We start from the raw sequence: 16,063 nt of genomic DNA, 5'->3' as shown, positions 1-16,063 counted from the left end.
AATCCGCTCCCACACGTGTTTCAAATCCCCGCGCGCAACACCGCCTCAGATAACGCCTCACCGCGCTCCACGCAAGCCGCCACCGCCTCGATCAATCCGTGCAACTCAAACCCCTGCGCCGCCAGCCAGTTCTCGTCGTAATAGCTGGTCGCATAGCGATCACCACCATCACAAAGAATCGCCACAATCGATCCGGCCTCCCCTGCTGTCTGCATGTGCTCAGCTGCCGCCAAGGCACCGATCAGGTTGGTACCACTGGAACCGCCCACGCGTCGCCCCAACCGTCCGGCCAGATAATGCATGGCTGCCAGCGACAGCGCATCGGGGACCTTGACCATGGCATCGATCACCTGCGGCAGAAATGATGCCTCGACCCGCGGTCGACCGATACCTTCGATGCGCGAGCCACAATCGAGCTGCAACGAGCGATCGCCACTGATGTAACTATCAAAAAACACCGAACGTTCGGCATCGGCACACAGTACCCGGGTGGCGTACTGGCGATAACGCACGTAACGCCCCAGGGTTGCGGTGGTGCCACCGGTACCTGGGCTTGAGATCAGCCAGGCAGGCTCTGGATAACGCTCGAAACGCATCTGGCTGAAGATCGATTCGGCAATATTGTTGTTGGCGCGCCAATCGGTGGCGCGCTCGGCGTAGGTGAACTGGTCCATGAAGTGGCCACCGGTTTCCCGCGCCAGGCGTTCGGATTCGGCATAGAGCTGCGTCGGATCCTCGACCAGATGACTGTGACCGCCATGAAAGGCGATTTGCGCGATTTTTTCCTGGGAGGTGCTGGCCGGCACCACGGCAATGAACGGCAGGCCGAGCAAGCGGGCGAAATAAGCTTCAGAAATCGCCGTCGAACCACTGGACGCTTCGATCACCGGGGCATTGGGCCGCAGCCAACCATTACACAACGCATACAGAAACAGTGAGCGCGCCAGACGGTGCTTGAGACTGCCGGTGGGGTGGCTGGATTCATCCTTGAAATACAATTCGACCTGAGGAAATCCAGGCAGAGAAAGCGGGATCAAATGGGTATCGGCACTGCGTTGAAAGTCGGCCTCAATGATGCGGATGGCTTCACGTGCCCACAGGCGATGATCACTCATGTGTTCTTTCCCGGAAAAAGATCGATATTCAAGGGATCATGTTAGGAAAATCCGTACAACATCAACAGATACAGCCAGGCAAAATATTTCCACATAACTGCTAGGCTGCATTTCGCAGGAGCGTTACAGCTTATAACAAAAAAGAATATAGTTTTTGTTTGAAAGCATATCCTCACAGGGTAGGGTGTGCCCCTGTTCAGAACCCTCAGGATGGAGATCGCCCTTGCTGCGTAGCACTTTCACACGTTTCTTTCAGTTGGAAGCTGCCAGCGGTCTATTGCTGATTGCTGCAGCTGCCCTGGCCCTGATCATCAACAACTCGCCGTTGTCCTATCTGTACAACGGCTTGCTGGATGTCCCGGTGGTCGCCCAGATTGGCGCGCTGAAAATCGCCAAGCCTTTGCTACTGTGGATCAACGACGGCCTGATGGCCCTGTTTTTCCTGTTGATCGGCCTTGAGGTCAAGCGCGAGATCATCGACGGGCATTTGTCCAAACCTTCGCAGATCGTTCTGCCGGGTGCTGCTGCGATTGGCGGTATGGTGGTGCCGGCGCTGATCTACTGGTTCCTGAACAAAGACAACCCCGCCGCTGTTGCGGGCTGGGCCATCCCGATGGCCACTGACATCGCCTTCGCCCTGGGCGTGCTGGCACTGCTGGGCAAACGCGTGCCGGTATCGCTGAAGCTGTTCCTGATGACCCTGGCGATCATCGATGACCTGGGCGCTATCATTGTCATTGCGCTGTTCTACTCGGGTGAGCTATCGAGCTTGTCGCTGATGCTTGCCGCCGCCTGCCTGGTAGCGCTGATTGCGATGAACCGGCTCGGCGTGGTCAAGCTCGGGCCGTACATGGTGATCGGCTTGATTCTCTGGGTTTGCGTGCTCAAGAGCGGTGTCCACGCCACCCTGGCCGGGGTAACCTTGGCCCTGTGCATCCCGATGCGTACCCGCAATGCCGAGCCTTCGCCACTGTTGACGCTGGAGCATGCCCTTCATCCTTGGGTGGCCTACGGCATTCTGCCGCTGTTCGCCTTCGCCAACGCCGGGGTTTCGCTGGCCGGGGTAACCCTGGAAAGCTTCACCCACTATGTACCCATGGGTATCGCCGTCGGCCTGCTGCTGGGCAAAACTGTCGGTGTCTTCGGCCTCACCTGGCTGGCAGTCAAACTGGGCATGGCTGCCCTACCGAGTGGTGCCAACTGGGGTCAAGTACTGGGTGTGGCGATCCTCTGCGGCATTGGTTTCACCATGAGCCTATTCGTCGGCTCGCTAGCTTTTGTACCGGGCAGCAGTGAATACGCTGGCATGGACCGCATGGGTATTCTCACCGGTTCGATCCTTGCAGCGCTGATCGGCTACAGCGTCACGGCACTGGCCAGTCGCAAGGCATCTGCAGCCTAAACCGGCCCAAGCAATAAAAAACCCCGACCGGCCTAGCCGCGTCGGGGTTTTTTATTACCGGTGACGTATCAGTGAGTGACTCGGCTGGTGCCGTCAACGGTCATGATGCGAACACGCTCGCCGACGCGGAAAATCTCGTTTTCCTGGACGGCCTGCACATAAGCACGGGTGCTGCCATCGTCTTCACGCACAGTGACTTCCACACCCTGGGTGCGGGTCAGGCCTTCTTCCGCAGCAGAACCTGCCAGGCCACCGGCCACAGCACCAATGACTGCTGCAACAATGCTGCCACGTCCACCACCAATGGCACTGCCCGCTACACCACCGACAATGGCGCCAGCGCCACCGCCGATAGGCGTTTTGGTGCCTTCGATTTTCACCGGTCGCAGCGACTCGATGGTCCCCATGCGCACGGTTTGCACACGGCGGGCTTCGTCGCGCGTGTAAGAGTCACCGGTCAGGCTTGAAGCACAACCACCGAGCAGCAGTGACATCGTGGTGAAGCTGGCAACCAGCAAAACAGATTTACGCATAGGACGATCTCCATAAGACAGGTGTTCATTAGACTCCGCCCATTGATCGCTGTCACGACTAAGGCGGGGTAAAATAGCTTCCATTCAGCTTTCATACAGGCTGCTTCTTCGATGTCGCCTGAAAACGTTTAGCGCAAGGATAGACATGGATTACTTCATCGTCGTCGTCACGACTGTGGCAGGGCTGTACTTTCACTGGTGGTTATATGTGCGCATCCGTCGCTGGATGGACCGCGACCTGGCGCTGTCATTGGCCGGAGCCGATGAAGGCAAGAAAGCCTACATGCTTGAATGTCTGGACAACGCCAAGGCGCAAAAGGTCAAACGCAGCGAGCTGGCGACCTGGCTGGAACGCGAGGCCGCCGCTTACCAGGGCGATTAAGGAGCCAGGCGCTCGCGCAACCAGGCACCCTGCTGCAGGTGATAATTGAGGCGATCATGCAGGCGGCTAGCACGGCCTTGCCAGAACTCGATGCGCTCTGGCAGCAAGCGGTAACCGCCCCAGTGTTCGGGGCAATGCGGCTGACTGTCACTAAAGCGCTGCTCGGTGGCTTTAACCAAGCCTTCGAGCTCCGCACGATCGGCGATCACTCGACTCTGCGGTGAGGCCCAGGCACCCAGGCGGCTGCCCAACGGCCGCACCTGGTAATACTCGTCAGACTCCTCGGCCGTGACCTTGACCACCTTGCCTTCAATACGCACCTGACGCTCCAGGGCTGGCCAGAAAAAAGTCATGGCCGCGCAGGGATTGACCAGCAGTTGCTGGCCTTTGGCGCTGTCGTAGTTGGTGAAGAAGGTAAAGCCTTGGTCATCAAGCCCCTTGAGCAAGAGGATTCGACAGTGCGGACGGCCTTCTGCGTCCACCGTTGCCAGGGTCATGGCATTGGCTTCCACCGGCGGCTGTTCGGTTTTCACCGCATCATCGAACCATTGCCGAAACAACGCGAAAGGCTCGTGCGGGGCCTGGGCTTCAGCCAAGCCATCACGGGTATAGTCGCGGCGCATATCAGCCAGGGTCTTGGTCATTACTGCGTTCCTTGACGATCAGTTGGTCTTCGCAGGGCTGGTGTTGGCAGCCACTTTTTTGGCCGCTGGCGCAGGCTTTTTAGCTGCAGCCTTGGCGGCAGGGGCTTTCTTCTTGGCTGTGGTGGCCTTGGCCGGAGCCGCTTTTTTGCTGGTGCTGGCTTTTTTCACCGGTGCCTTGGCAGCAGGCTTGACTGCAGCCTTGACTGGAGCCTTGGCGTCTTGCACCGCGACCAGCTCAGCCGGGCTCGGTGTAGGCTGCTTGTACTTGGCGAGCAAGGCCATCATGGTGTTTTGCGGGGTCAGCACCAATTCCACACGGCGGTTGAGGGCACGGCCTTCAACACTGTCATTGGCCGCGCGTGGCATTTCCGAGCCCATGCCACGCAACATCAAGCGGTCACGCTGCAAGCCACTGAGGCGGAAGATTGCAGCCACTGACTGAGCACGTTCCTGGCTGAGTTTCTGGTTACCGGCAGCGGCGCCGCTGGTATCAGCGTGGCCAAGTACCAGTACCGCAGTCTGTTTATCGGTTTCGATGGCTTTGGCAACACGGGTGATCGGACCCAGAGTGACGGGCAAGAGCATGGCCGGACGATCAGGGTTGTAGGAACTGTCCACTGGCACGGTAACCACCAGCACGTCTTCACGACGCTCAACTTCGAACTTGCTGTCTTTGATGGCTTCACGCAGGCGCGGCTCGTAACTGTCCAACCAGGCTTGAGTCGCCTTGTGGTCAATTTTCGGTACGGCTGCAACCTTGTCACTGGCGCCGAATGGCCACCACCAACGGCTGTTGCTCTCGGACTTGGCATCGGCTTTGGCGACTTTTTCGACCACCACGTCCTTCACTTCCTGCTCGGCAACCTTGTCCGAACCGAACGGCCACCAGTCGATCCCACTATCGGCCACACCTTTTTGAGAGTGCTGGGCGCAGCCGGTCATGGCCAAGCACAGGGCGAGAGCTAAGGTTTTATGTGAAGACATCAGTGATACACCATGAAAATGAAAGAAATTCTGCCCAGCAACACCGGGCATTGGAATTCAGAATAGACAAAGGGTTCAGGCAACACCGGGGTTAACCGATCAAAGGCAACTTGCCAGGACCCGCACCAACTTTTGCGCGCGCGGATCCATCAACACATAAGGGCCCAGGGTGTTGGTGACAAAACCAAAGGCGACATCGTACTCGGGATCGGCAAAACCAACCGATCCCCCGGCCCCCGGATGGCCAAAGGCCTTACTACCCAGGCCAAAAGTGGCGTTGGCCACGGTCGGCTGGTCAAGCATGCAACCCAGGCCAAAGCGGGTCTGGGTCAACAGAGTCTTGTCCTGGCCCAGGCTATGCTCACGGGTCAATTCATCGAGCAGTTCTGACTCCAACAAGCTGCCATCGAGCACTCCGGCATAAAAACCCGCCAGACTCCGGGCGTTGCCATGGCCATTGGCCGCTGGTTGCTGCATCCGTCGCCATTCTGGCTTATTGGTGCTGGTGAGCATACCCGGCGGGTTGGTAAAGGCGCGGGTGGATAGCGCCTGCGGCTCACGCAGGGTGACCTGGAGCAGGCGCTGAGCCGCTTCGTCGCCCATGTTGCCCTTGCCACGGGCAATGTGCGCCACCCGCGGAAAGTCCTCGTCGGTCAAGCCGATGTGAAAGTCCAGCCCCAAAGGCCTGGCAGTACGGGCAACGATCGACTCGCCAGGGCTACGGCCATCGGCACGGCGAATCAGTTCGCCGATCAACCAACCAAAGGTGATTGCCGCATAGCCATGGGCGGTACCCGGCGTCCACCACGGTGCCTCGCCAGCCAGTGCCTGAACCATGGTTTGCCAATCGTAGAAAGCCTCTGCAGGCAGCAGCTCACGAAGCGCAGGCACCCCGGCACGATGGCTGAGCAATTGACGCAGGGTAATGGCTTGCTTGTCGGCTTGGGCAAACTCCGGCCAATAGCGCGCTACTGGAACATCCAGGGCCAGCTTACCCTCGCCTACCAATTGCAAGGCAGTCACGGCGGTGAACATCTTGGTGCAGGAAAACAGATTGGCAATCGTGTCGCTGTGCCAGGCCTCGGCGCCGTCCTTGTCGGCGGTACCCGACCAGAGGTCAACGACGGTCTCCCCGCCGACCTGAATGCACAGCGCCGCGCCACGCTCCTGAGGATCGTCGAACAGCGCAGCAAAGGCTTCGCGCACAGCTTCAAACTTAAGCTCGTAATGACCTTGAATCTGCACCCAGCCACACCCCGCACATGCCGCAATCGAAAATGGCGTGCATTGTTTCAGCCCGCGACGCTTTTGGGAACACACAGCGGTCAGACCGTCACACAACCCTGCCTATTGCCGGCCTGATGCGTTGATCATGCATCAGGCCGTAGGCGTCTTGTTACGGGGCTTTTGCGGCCTTGTCAGCGACGACTTGCTTGCCGATCTGCTCCTGGGCTTGAAGATTGCTCTTACGCACGCTGTCGACAAAACCTTGGAACGGCACATCGGTGATGCCGACCAGTCCGAAGTGGCCGTTCTCGCCATCCAGCAAACGACCACTGACCGGTTGATCCAGGTACTGGAACCAGTGCACGCCAATAATCGATGGCTCAGCCAACGCAGCCTTGACGAAGGCTGCGTATGCCGGCCCCCGACCTTCTTCCTTGGCCACTTCCATCGGCCCTGGCCAGAACGGGCCGCGATCACGTGAACCGAACTGGAATTCCGAGACCAATACCGGCTTGTCCAGCGCCTTGAGCTGGTTGAAGTCGTAACCATCCTGGGGCTTGGGGGTATAGAAGTTGAAACTCAGGACATCACAGAACTCGGCACAGGCAGCGACCGCTTCAGGCGTGCTCACCGCATAGCGGCCACCGAGCAACAGGTGGTTGGGCGCATGCCATTTCAACGAGTCGGCAATGGTCTTGAAATAGGTGTCGGCAAAGACCTTCTGGAAATGCTTGAAGTCGGCCTCGATCTCGGGATGCTCAGGGCTCGGCAACGGTGGTTCAAAGCCTGGGTCTTCCATCAGTTCCCAGGCCGGCAGGTCGATGCCCCAGGCCTTGGACAAGCCAGCCTGGTTGCGGTACTTGTCGCGCAGTTGCTTGAGGAAAGCGCGCTTGGCCGGCACATCGGTGGTCAGGCGCAAGGTGCCGTAAGCCAGAGCGTAACGCGCCCTGGGATCTTCACCCGGTGCAGCCCAGGCCAATTCGTTGTCGGCGAAATAGCCGATCAACCAAGGGTCGTCGCGGTGATCACGCGCCGCGATGGCCACGGCGCGCTCGGTGGCCATGGCAAAGCGCGGGTCGAACGGGTCCGGCATGCGCCCCCACCAGTCCATCCCGGTGCTGATGCTGGTGTAATCACCGACGATCGACAACGGCAGGGTGTAAGGCAGGCGGTTGGCCTTGCCCAGGTCCGGTTCGCTCCAGTTGCCCAAAGTGTTGAAGCCCCAGGCCTGCAAGCGGTCAAGGGTATGCCCCTGCCAGCGCTGCTTGTCCAGGGTCGGCGTCGGGCACACCTGCGCAGCGCTGGTGTCGTTAGCCGCTGTCGGGGTGCAGGGCTTGCCGTGGCTACGCTCAAGGTTGGCGGCATAGAAATCGAACCAGCGGCCTTGGTTGAAACCGCGACCACTGGCCGATCCGTTACCGTCGTTGTTGTTACCTTCACCATAGAACTGCGCCAGCGGTTCACCGGCTTGCGGCAAGGCGCTAAACATCGTTTCACGCCCGGCGACATAGGTTCGACCACCATCAGGAGCAACGGTGTTGACGCCCAACGAATAGAACGGATGACCTTCCGGGGTAACCAGGTACCAGCGTCCATCACGCTTTTCAGTACGGAAGAAGCCCTTGGCGTCGAAGCTCGGGCCGCCGGTGACACCCCCAAACTTGTCTCGTTGCAAGTGGCTTCGCTCAGCCAGCCAGCCCTTGAGTTGCTGCTGCTCACGAACAGCGGCAGCCTTGAGTTGTTCATCATTGACGATTTTCTCTGGCCAGCGCCCACGCGTGGACTGCCCATAGCCATCAACCAGACCGGTATAGACAGCCTTTTGCAGCAGATCGTCATCCAGAATGCCGACGCGCTCGATCATCAAGCTTTGGGCAACGTCAGGCTTGTTCATCGACAAACTCACCGACACCACTTGCTTCAAGTCCAGCGCACCGCTGCTGCTGCTCAGCAGCCAACGCTGGCCCTCGTGTACCCAGGGCATCGGTGGTCCGGCACGCATGCCCTGGCTCAGCGGCGAACTGGCGGTCAGCGGCACCACCACCGTTTGCGCAGGGCCTGCGGGCAGGTCGATTCGGCTGGTGAGACGCTTGCCATCACTGCTCAGCACCGTGACATCCACAGTCAGTGGCCAGTCCATACCGCTTTGCAGGCGCAAGGTCATGGCCGTTGCTGCAGACCAATCCCAAGCGCCGGCTTGCGGACTCAAACGCAGGCTTGGCCGCTGCACCGGGTTGAACACCACGCGACGCAATACCTCGCCCTCTGCCGTCTGCTCTGCGTTGTACTGCGGCAAGTTGGCATCTTCGGTGACCACATTGACCACGGCGGCCGGGCGCACAAAACTGAACAGCGTCTGTTGCCCAGCCAGCAGCGGTGTGCTGAACAACAGTGCGAAGACAGCAGGCAAGGTACGGCGAATCATAGGGCTGGAGCTCTCCTTGAGGGCCCATGCGGGCCTTGAACTGAGTCATAGACAACACCCCGGAGCATTGATCCCCGGGGGTCAGGAAATTTCCCGTCGAAACGGCGGCAAAGCATTGAGAATAGCCTTGCCGTAGCGCTGGGTGACCACCCGTCGATCCAGCAGAGTGATGGTGCCGCGGTCCTCTTCGGTACGCAGCAGGCGACCGCAAGCCTGGATCAGGCGCAACGAGGCGTCCGGCACGGCAATCTCCATGAACGGGTTGCCTCCGCGGGCTTCGATCCACTCGGCCAGGGCCGCCTCGACCGGGTCATCCGGCACCGCGAACGGAATCTTGGCGATGACCACGTGCTCACAGTAGGCACCCGGCAAGTCGACCCCTTCGGCGAAGCTGGCCAGGCCGAACAGAACGCTGGAATCTCCACCGTCGACGCGGGCCTTGTGCTTGTTCAGGGTCTCCTGCTTGGACAGGTTGCCCTGAATGAACACCTGTTTGCGCCAGTCTCGGTCCAGGCCATCGAACACGTCCTGCATCTGCTTGCGCGATGAGAACAGCACCAGCGAGCCACGCGAGCCCTCTACCAACTCGGGCAGATCACGAATGATCGCTGCAGTGTGAGCGGCGGCATCACGGGGGTCAGCGCGCAGGTCCGGCACCCGCAACACGCCAGCATCGACGTGGTGAAAGGGACTCGGCACAACACTGGTGACCGCTGTTTTGGGCAGTCCCGCGCGCATGCGGAAACGGTCGAACTTACCCAGTGCAGTCAGTGTTGCCGAGGTGACCAGAGCACCATGGGCAACATTCCACAAATTGCGCCGCAGCATTTCTGCGGCAAGAATCGGGCTGGCATTGACCTCAATGTCGAACAGCGCCCCACTCTCCGCCAGGGTCAGCCAGCGGGCCATGGGCGGGCTGTCTTCCGGATCTTCAGCGGTGAAGGCGGTCCACAATTCCCAGTTACCCTGGGCACGCATCAGCAGGCTGCCAAACAGCGGGTACCACTCTTCAGCCTGATGGCTGGCAATACCAATGTTGACCTCGGCATCCATACCTTCCTTGAGCAACTCGGTCAGGCGGGTGAACAGGTCGGTCAGGCGTGAGAAGCCTTTTTTCAGCTCGATGCCCATCTCGCGCATGTGTTCAGGGACGACGCCACCTTCGAAACGATGACGTGGCCGCTCGCGGCCTTCCATGTCTTCGCCGGGACGGAAATCCGCGACCTGTTCGCAAGCGCTGAACATGAACTGCTGCTGCGCCTTGATTTCCCGCGCCAGCTCCGGCACCTGTTCGATCAACTTGCCCAGATCGCCGGGTAACGGGTGCTGGGCCAGCAACTTGGTCAGGTTCTTGGCAGTTTGCTCAAGCCAGTCGGCAGTGGAACGCAGGCGCGTGTAATGGGCGAAATGGCCGATGGCCTTGTCTGGCAGGTGATGGCCTTCGTCGAACACATAGATCGTGTCGCGCGGATCGGGCAATACCGCACCGCCGCCCAGGGCCAGGTCGGCCAAAACCATGTCGTGGTTGGTAACGATGACATCAACCTTGCCCATGCCCTCACGGGCCTTGTAGAAAGTGCACTGGCCGAAATTCGGACAATGACGGCCGGTGCACTGGCTATGGTCGGTGGTCAGGCGCGCCCAGTCCTGGTCTTCCAGGGCTTGGGGCCAGCTGTCGCGGTCGCCGTCCCAACGGTTGCCGGCGAGCTTTTCGATCATGCTGGTGAACAACTTCTGGCTCGCCTCGTCGACCTCGATCTTGAAGCCTTCTTCCTCGAATAGCTGAGCAGTGGCCGACTGAGCGTGGCCTTCCTGCAGCAGCAGATCGAGCTTGGACAGGCACAGATAACGCCCGCGCCCCTTGGCCAGAGCGAAGGTGAAGTTCAGACCGCTGTTGCGCATCAGGTCAGGCAGGTCCTTGAAGACGATCTGCTCTTGCAGCGCCACCGTTGCTGTGGCAATTACCAGGCGCTTGCCCGCGGCCTTGGCGGCAGGAATCGAGGCCAGGCTGTAGGCAACCGTCTTACCGGTACCGGTACCGGCCTCGACCGCCACCACAGCGGGTTCGCCGGAGCGTCGACCTTCATCGTCACAGTCGATGTCGCCAAGCACCTTGGCCACTTCGGCGATCATCAGACGCTGGCCGTAGCGAGGCTTGAGGCTCTTGGCTTCGAGAAAACGCGAATAGGCGCCCTGAATCGTGGTTTTGAGTTCGTTGCTGATCATGGTATCGGGGCGCCCGGAGGGCTGGATAAATTTTCAGTGTTTCGGTTGGGTCGCTATCATACCCCGCTATTGCCCTTTGCGCCGAATGGAGATCCTGATGACCGCCTTTGCCCTTCCTTATAGCCTGCACCTTCTGGCCGCCCTGGTCTGGGTTGGCGGCATGTTCTTCGCCTGGCTGATCCTGCGACCGGCGGCGGTTGCAGCGCTCGATGGCCCCGCGCGCCTGCGTCTGTGGGTAGAAGTGTTTCAGCGTTTTTTCGTCTGGGTATGGATAGCCATCGCCGTCCTTGCGATCAGCGGCATTGGCATGCTGCACCTGCGTTTTGGTGGTTTTGACGCCGCGCCACGCTACGTTCAGGTCATGATGGGCGGCGCCATCGCGATGATTGCCCTGTTCATTCGTGTCCAGGCATTGCTGCTGCCGGAATTGCGCAAAGCTGTAGAGGCTCAGGACTGGCCGAATGGCGCCGCAGTGTTGGGCAAGATTCGTCGTTTGGTGGGTATCAACCTGCTGCTTGGAATCGCAGTGGTACTGGTGGCGAGTACACGCCTGCTGATGTGAGCCAGTTATTAGTCGCTGTGGGAGCCGGTCTTGCCGGCGATGGGCTTTACGCCGTGTCAGTTGTTACGCGGCATCTGCATCGCGGGCAAGGCCAGCTCCCATAGCTTCGGGATAACTACAAGCGCTGCAGGATCAACGCCCCAGTAGCCCCCGCCAACCCAGGCTGCCCCGCCACGCCGGGCTTTCCAGCCGCACCTGCTGCGGTCTTGTAGACCAAGCACCCCTTACTCGCGCCTCCAGCCCCTGGTTTACCGGCAGCGCCAGCTACTCCAGGCGCACCTCCATCGAGCTGCACCTTGATCCGTTCAGCGGGAAAATTCGTCGGCAGGGCCAAGCGCACTTGCCCTCCGGCCGCGCCGTCATGACCATTGCCACCGTTGTCACCATTGGCGCCACGACTGGCCTGCCCCCAGGTACACCCCCCGGACTTGCCGTTGGCCCCGTCCAGCCCGACATAGCCCGGGGCTCCCGCCCCGCCGCGGGCATCGATGGCCAGCAGCGGCGCCTGAATCGAATGCAACTGGAGATCCAGGTTGCGACCCGCTTTCGCCGCTCGCTCATACGTCCCCGGAGCACCATGGGCAGTAATTTGGCTACCCTCCCCCATCTGCGCATTCGCCACCTCAACGCGCAACGTGCTATCAGCTGGCGCAATAGCAATGCGTGCCTCTTGCCCCAACTGCAACTCATCCACCTTCAGTTCGACCAGGCTGGCCGGCAGCAACAGCGTCCCCGCATCGGCCACGTGCAGACGTTCCAAGTGCACCACACTGGATTTGTTCGGCAAGCGCAACACCGAATGCGGCGCGACGCTGATCGACTCAGCCAACACCAAGGGGCTGAACAACGCCGCCAACAACACCAATTTACGCATGAGCAGACTCCTGTCGTGGGGCCGGAATTGAAAGGACATGAAAGATACCGACCAGCAGGATTTGCAAGCGGTCAAACCAGCGATGGCTGCGGCCACGTAGACGGCCATTGAAAAACAACACTTCAAGCACATGCAATCCAAGCAGCGTGGCGCCGACAAGGTTGATCAAACGATTGAAGGGGAACTCCTGGGGGATCAACAGATTCACCAGCACCACCCACCAGAACACCACCGTCAAGGCTTTGCCCAGTCCCAGTAAGCCCTTCATATGCGCCCTCTGCTGTTATTTTTGTAGGCGACGCCTGTAGCCGGCATCGCCTACAACATTAACGGCTGGCACTGCCCCGCACCAGCGCCCCGATCAATTGAGGTGCAGTTCAACCCTGCGGTTCTGGGCGCGCCCGGCCTCAGTGTCGTTGTCAGCGATAGGTTCGCTCTCGCCGCGGCCCATACTGGTCACCTTCGATGGCGAAAGCCCTTGGCTGATCAGGTATTCGGCAACACTGCTCGCACGCTGTTCGGACAGCGTCTGATTGTAGGCGTCGGAGCCACGGCTATCGGTGTGCCCAATGACCTTGACGCTGGCCACGCTGGATGCATTGAGCTTGCTGATCAACGCCTGCAACTGACTGTCGGCACTGCTGGTCAGCTCGGCGGAGTCATAGGCGAACATCACCGCCCCCTGGTCATTGAGGGTGATGACCTCAGGCTCAGCTGCCTTCTCGGTCACTGGATACTGCGGCAGTGGGCAGCCAGTGTGGCTGACCGGGGTATTGGCCGAGGTATCCGGGCACCGATCACGGCGATCAAATACGCCGTCTTCATCCTCATCACCGTCCTGGGCATAGCAGATCAGTCCCCCAGCGATGGCGCCGGCAACACCGCCCCCGGCTGCCCAGGCAGAACTTTCGATAGCCCCTAGCCCGCCACCCACCAAACCGCCAAGCAGGCTGCAGACTGGCCAGGTCCTTTGATTGAGTGGTGCGCTGCCATCGCTGTGGGTGGCGCAACCAGAGAGCAGGCTTGCAGCCACCAGCACCGGCAGTGCGGTCTTGAAGAGAACACTCATGGGAATTGCTCCTGTGTCACCGGCATCTACCGGTCACACAGGAGTAAAGACCGGCCTGCAGCACTTCTCAAGCCGCAGGCCGGTGGGCTTCAACGCTCGATGCGAATTTCCACGCGGCGGTTCATGGCCCGACCTTCAGCGGTCGAGTTGTCGGCTTCCGGCCGAGACTCACCAGCCCCCTGCACCGAAACAAAGCTGGCTTGCGGAACACCGCTGCTGACCAGGTAGTCAGTGACCGACTGAGCGCGTTGTTCTGATAATTTCTCGTTATAGGCATCTCGACCGACGCTGTCAGTGTGTCCAGTCACAGTCAGTCGGGCGGTAGGTGCCTCATTTTTCAGGCGGGTTGCGATGGTGTTCAAGCGTTCTTTGTCTGCCGGGGTCAAACGGGCAGAGTCGAACTCAAAGTGCACATCGCGAATGACGATGACCTCTTCCTTGACCACAACCACTTCTTCAACTGCAGGTGCAGGTGGGCAACCGTTGGCATCCACTTGCACACCCGGCGGTGTACCCGGGCACTTGTCACGGCTGTCCGGTACGCCGTCACCGTCTTCGTCGCCATCGCCATGGGCCCAGCAGTAGCCCGCCGCCATGCCAGCGCCAAGCAACGCGCCCCATCCAGCCCAACTGGAGCTCTCTATAGCGCCCAAGGCCGCGCCGCCTACACCCCCGACGGCAGCACACATCGGCCAGTCGGTCTTTTGTAAACCTGCGCAACCAGTCAACACGCTGGTGAGCAGAACCAGAGGTAATGCTGTGCGTACTATGCTCATTTGTTGCGTCTCCTAGGGGGAATCGGTTCAAAACCGATGCTCTGGGAGTAAAGACCGCGCACACCATCTCCGCCAGCAATAAGCCATGATGCGGTTCTGAGCCACTATGCCTAAGGGGCCGAGATGGTTAGTCTTGACGCATCTGATCGAGGGTTCCTGATGATTGACGGATTTTCCCAGCGCACGCCCCAACAGGCCTTGGCAGCGCTACTTGAACGCCACCCACCGCAACGTTTGTTGCTGGTCGGTTCTCGTTTTCCAGCCCTGGAGGCCTTTGCCCAGGCCCATCCGCAGGTCGAAATTGCCCAAGCCCAACCGGGTCCTCTGCCAGACAACCTGGCGGCTCAGCGTTTTGACCTGGCCTTGCTGGTCGATTGCCTGGAACACCTGCCCAAGCGCAAGGGGCTGGAACTGCTGGGCGGCATCCGCAACCTAAATGCCAGTCGCGTAGCGGTGCTGGCTGACCTGAACGCCTGCGGCTGGCAAGACACCGATTTCTTCGCCCTGGCCCTGCAAGCCAACGAAAAATTTCAACGAGATGATCAGGTATTGAGCCTGTTCACCTATGATCTACGTGAATACAAACAGGTCCCGGATTGGCTCAATGCCAAGTTCTGGGCCAACCCGGAAAATTTTGGCAAGTACTGGTGGTGAAACAATGAGTGTCTCGGTATGTCCCTGCGGCAGCGGTAATCTGCTTGACGCCTGTTGCGGACACTATCACGCCGGGCATCCGGCCCCTGACGCGCAAGCGCTGATGCGCTCGCGCTACAGCGCCTATGTGCTGGGGTTGATCGATTACCTGGTGCACACCACCCTGCCCGCGCAGCAGGCGGGCTTGGATCGTGACAGCATCAAAGCCTGGAGTACCCAAAGCACCTGGCTGGGCCTTGAAGTGGAAAGTGCAGAAGTGTTCGGCGGTCAGCCTGAGCATGCCTTTGTCACCTTCACTGCGCGCTGGCATGACAACGACGGTGAACATAGCCACCGTGAGCGCTCGGCCTTTGTGCAAAATGGTGGGCACTGGTACTTCATTGATCCAACAGTAGGCCTGAAGGCCGGACGCAACGACGCCTGCCCCTGCGCCAGCGGGCAGAAATTCAAGAAATGCTGCGCCAGTTACCTGGGGAGCTGAAGCCTATGGCCCGCCTGTTGCTGTTCAGCTTCCTGATACTGCAACTGACGGGCTGCGCCAGTTGGTTCAGCGATGACTACCGCGATCCCGAGGTGCACTTGGTCAAGGTCGAAGCGGTCAAGGTGCGCCTGCTGGAGCAGGAGTTCATCCTCCATGTGCGCGTCGACAACCCCAATGACGGACGCCTGTTCATACGCTACCTGAATTACAAGGTCCGCCTGAACGATTTGCTCCTGACCGAAGGCGAGGAGAGCCTTTGGCGCAGCGTTGGCGGGCATGCGCGGCGAACCTTCAAGATTCCTGTGCGTACCAACCTCTGGCAACAGATCAAGCCATTGGCGAAAATGCTCAAAAATACCGAGCAACCCCTGCGCTATCGTCTCGATGGCGAACTTATCAGCGGATTAATCTTCTCCCGCGAACTGCACTTATCGCGCAGTGGTGAGATAATTCCCGGCGATCTTTTACCGGAGTAACCCGCAATGACCCAACAACCCCATGTCCATGGCCCTGACTGCAACCACGATCATGATCATCATGACCATGACCACGGCCATGTTCACGGTCCGCACTGCAACCACAGCCACCAGGAGCCGGTACGCAACGCCCTGAAGGATGTCGGCCGCAACGATCCATGCCCGTGCGGCAGCAACAAGAAGTTCAAGAAGTGCCACGGGGCCTGATTTGAGCCCTGCGGCAGGCCGTTGAA

The 16,063-nt window shown here is 59.8% G+C and carries 18 protein-coding genes; 7 read left to right on the top strand and 11 right to left on the bottom strand.

Features of this window, described 5'->3' with window-relative positions; genetic code table 11:
* Positions 1-20 precede the first annotated feature (20 nt).
* The gene (locus tag CX511_RS06500; RefSeq protein ID WP_045185808.1) at positions 21-1,115 is read right to left on the bottom strand and encodes a PLP-dependent cysteine synthase family protein; all 1,095 of its coding nucleotides are present in this window, start codon (positions 1,113-1,115) and stop codon (positions 21-23) included.
* Positions 1,116-1,338: 223 nt separating this feature from the next.
* Here CX511_RS06500 and nhaA point away from each other — a divergent pair, with 223 nt between their 5' ends.
* Complete coding sequence (gene nhaA, locus CX511_RS06495; RefSeq protein ID WP_045185807.1) at positions 1,339-2,517, top strand: Na+/H+ antiporter NhaA; 1,179 nt, start codon at positions 1,339-1,341, stop codon at positions 2,515-2,517.
* A 68-nt stretch (positions 2,518-2,585) separates the two neighbouring features.
* On the opposite strand, the gene CX511_RS06490 is transcribed toward nhaA, so the two are convergent.
* Positions 2,586-3,050: an outer membrane lipoprotein gene (locus tag CX511_RS06490; protein ID WP_045185805.1), complete on the bottom strand. Its 465-nt coding sequence runs from the start codon at positions 3,048-3,050 to the stop codon at positions 2,586-2,588.
* 145 nt (positions 3,051-3,195) lie between these two features.
* Here CX511_RS06490 and CX511_RS06485 point away from each other — a divergent pair, with 145 nt between their 5' ends.
* A complete protein-coding gene (locus CX511_RS06485) occupies positions 3,196-3,432 on the top strand; it encodes a hypothetical protein (protein ID WP_045185803.1) in 237 nt (78 codons plus the stop codon).
* Here CX511_RS06485 and pdxH read toward each other — a convergent pair.
* The 5 genes from pdxH to dinG all read right to left on the bottom strand — a co-directional run bounded on the left by pdxH (position 3,429) and on the right by dinG (position 10,938).
* Positions 3,429-4,076, bottom strand: a complete 648-nt coding sequence (gene pdxH / locus CX511_RS06480) for a pyridoxamine 5'-phosphate oxidase (protein ID WP_101293692.1) — start codon at positions 4,074-4,076, stop codon at positions 3,429-3,431. The two genes, CX511_RS06485 and pdxH, sit on opposite strands and share 4 nt — an antisense overlap.
* A gap of 18 nt (positions 4,077-4,094) precedes the next feature.
* Positions 4,095-5,060: an OmpA family protein gene (locus CX511_RS06475; protein WP_045185799.1), complete on the bottom strand. Its 966-nt coding sequence runs from the start codon at positions 5,058-5,060 to the stop codon at positions 4,095-4,097.
* Positions 5,061-5,159: 99 nt separating this feature from the next.
* Positions 5,160-6,305 carry a serine hydrolase domain-containing protein gene (locus CX511_RS06470; protein ID WP_101293693.1) on the bottom strand — a complete coding sequence of 382 codons (1,146 nt, stop codon included), beginning with the start codon at positions 6,303-6,305 and terminating at the stop codon, positions 5,160-5,162.
* Positions 6,306-6,456: 151 nt separating this feature from the next.
* On the bottom strand, positions 6,457-8,712 hold the full coding sequence (locus tag CX511_RS06465) for a beta-galactosidase (protein ID WP_101293694.1): 2,256 nt from the start codon (positions 8,710-8,712) through the stop codon (positions 6,457-6,459).
* Between the two features lie 81 nt (positions 8,713-8,793).
* A complete protein-coding gene (gene dinG, locus CX511_RS06460; RefSeq protein ID WP_045185792.1) occupies positions 8,794-10,938 on the bottom strand; it encodes an ATP-dependent DNA helicase DinG in 2,145 nt (714 codons plus the stop codon).
* Between the two features lie 97 nt (positions 10,939-11,035).
* On the opposite strand from dinG, the gene CX511_RS06455 reads away from it, so the two are divergent.
* Positions 11,036-11,500, top strand: a complete 465-nt coding sequence (locus CX511_RS06455; protein WP_045185790.1) for a CopD family protein — start codon at positions 11,036-11,038, stop codon at positions 11,498-11,500.
* A 115-nt stretch (positions 11,501-11,615) separates the two neighbouring features.
* On the opposite strand, the gene CX511_RS06450 is transcribed toward CX511_RS06455, so the two are convergent.
* From CX511_RS06450 to CX511_RS06435, 4 genes are all read right to left on the bottom strand, one after another.
* The gene (locus CX511_RS06450) at positions 11,616-12,374 is read right to left on the bottom strand and encodes a hypothetical protein (protein WP_045185788.1); all 759 of its coding nucleotides are present in this window, start codon (positions 12,372-12,374) and stop codon (positions 11,616-11,618) included.
* Entirely contained in the window at positions 12,367-12,642 is a 276-nt protein-coding gene (locus tag CX511_RS06445; protein WP_101293695.1) for a DUF1145 domain-containing protein, read from the bottom strand. Before CX511_RS06445 ends, CX511_RS06450 begins: the two co-directional genes overlap by 8 nt.
* A 93-nt stretch (positions 12,643-12,735) precedes the next feature.
* The gene (locus tag CX511_RS06440; protein WP_101293696.1) at positions 12,736-13,443 is read right to left on the bottom strand and encodes a PA1041 family peptidoglycan-binding anchor lipoprotein; all 708 of its coding nucleotides are present in this window, start codon (positions 13,441-13,443) and stop codon (positions 12,736-12,738) included.
* Positions 13,444-13,532: 89 nt separating this feature from the next.
* Positions 13,533-14,219, bottom strand: a complete 687-nt coding sequence (locus CX511_RS06435) for a PA1041 family peptidoglycan-binding anchor lipoprotein (RefSeq protein WP_045185783.1) — start codon at positions 14,217-14,219, stop codon at positions 13,533-13,535.
* A gap of 159 nt (positions 14,220-14,378) precedes the next feature.
* Here CX511_RS06435 and CX511_RS06430 point away from each other — a divergent pair, with 159 nt between their 5' ends.
* From CX511_RS06430 to CX511_RS06415, 4 genes are read left to right on the top strand one after another with little or no spacing between them, the layout of a single operon-like run.
* Complete coding sequence (locus tag CX511_RS06430) at positions 14,379-14,873, top strand: DUF6231 family protein (protein WP_045185781.1); 495 nt, start codon at positions 14,379-14,381, stop codon at positions 14,871-14,873.
* Positions 14,874-14,877: 4 nt separating this feature from the next.
* The gene (locus CX511_RS06425) at positions 14,878-15,354 is read left to right on the top strand and encodes a YchJ family protein (protein ID WP_045185778.1); all 477 of its coding nucleotides are present in this window, start codon (positions 14,878-14,880) and stop codon (positions 15,352-15,354) included.
* A 5-nt stretch (positions 15,355-15,359) separates the two neighbouring features.
* Complete coding sequence (locus CX511_RS06420; protein WP_373432770.1) at positions 15,360-15,830, top strand: LEA/WHy family protein; 471 nt, start codon at positions 15,360-15,362, stop codon at positions 15,828-15,830.
* A 6-nt stretch (positions 15,831-15,836) separates the two neighbouring features.
* Positions 15,837-16,037 carry an SEC-C metal-binding domain-containing protein gene (locus CX511_RS06415; protein ID WP_045185773.1) on the top strand — a complete coding sequence of 67 codons (201 nt, stop codon included), beginning with the start codon at positions 15,837-15,839 and terminating at the stop codon, positions 16,035-16,037.
* Positions 16,038-16,063 lie beyond the last annotated feature (26 nt).

Origin of the sequence: Pseudomonas sp. S06B 330 (assembly GCF_002845275.2) — a bacterium.
In the GTDB taxonomy this organism is placed as follows: domain Bacteria; phylum Pseudomonadota; class Gammaproteobacteria; order Pseudomonadales; family Pseudomonadaceae; genus Aquipseudomonas.
The sequence above is the reverse complement of the archived record's forward strand: the minus strand, read 5'-3'. Positions and strand labels throughout refer to the sequence as shown.

Bases quoted from the DNA above. Each gene is read 5' to 3' on its own strand.
- CX511_RS06435 (WP_045185783.1), bottom strand. From the start codon at position 14,219: ATGAGCATAGTACGCACAGCATTACCTCTGGTTCTGCTCACCAGCGTG.
- CX511_RS06415 (WP_045185773.1), top strand. From the start codon at position 15,837: ATGACCCAACAACCCCATGTCCATGGCCCTGACTGCAACCACGATCAT.
- dinG (WP_045185792.1), bottom strand. From the start codon at position 10,938: ATGATCAGCAACGAACTCAAAACCACGATTCAGGGCGCCTATTCGCGT.
- CX511_RS06485 (WP_045185803.1), top strand. From the start codon at position 3,196: ATGGATTACTTCATCGTCGTCGTCACGACTGTGGCAGGGCTGTACTTT.
- pdxH (WP_101293692.1), bottom strand. From the start codon at position 4,076: ATGACCAAGACCCTGGCTGATATGCGCCGCGACTATACCCGTGATGGC.
- CX511_RS06500 (WP_045185808.1), bottom strand. From the start codon at position 1,115: ATGAGTGATCATCGCCTGTGGGCACGTGAAGCCATCCGCATCATTGAG.
- CX511_RS06465 (WP_101293694.1), bottom strand. From the start codon at position 8,712: ATGATTCGCCGTACCTTGCCTGCTGTCTTCGCACTGTTGTTCAGCACA.
- CX511_RS06430 (WP_045185781.1), top strand. From the start codon at position 14,379: ATGATTGACGGATTTTCCCAGCGCACGCCCCAACAGGCCTTGGCAGCG.
- CX511_RS06490 (WP_045185805.1), bottom strand. From the start codon at position 3,050: ATGCGTAAATCTGTTTTGCTGGTTGCCAGCTTCACCACGATGTCACTG.
- CX511_RS06475 (WP_045185799.1), bottom strand. From the start codon at position 5,060: ATGTCTTCACATAAAACCTTAGCTCTCGCCCTGTGCTTGGCCATGACC.
- CX511_RS06450 (WP_045185788.1), bottom strand. From the start codon at position 12,374: ATGCGTAAATTGGTGTTGTTGGCGGCGTTGTTCAGCCCCTTGGTGTTG.
- CX511_RS06445 (WP_101293695.1), bottom strand. From the start codon at position 12,642: ATGAAGGGCTTACTGGGACTGGGCAAAGCCTTGACGGTGGTGTTCTGG.
- CX511_RS06420 (WP_373432770.1), top strand. From the start codon at position 15,360: ATGGCCCGCCTGTTGCTGTTCAGCTTCCTGATACTGCAACTGACGGGC.
- CX511_RS06440 (WP_101293696.1), bottom strand. From the start codon at position 13,443: ATGAGTGTTCTCTTCAAGACCGCACTGCCGGTGCTGGTGGCTGCAAGC.
- CX511_RS06455 (WP_045185790.1), top strand. From the start codon at position 11,036: ATGACCGCCTTTGCCCTTCCTTATAGCCTGCACCTTCTGGCCGCCCTG.
- CX511_RS06425 (WP_045185778.1), top strand. From the start codon at position 14,878: ATGAGTGTCTCGGTATGTCCCTGCGGCAGCGGTAATCTGCTTGACGCC.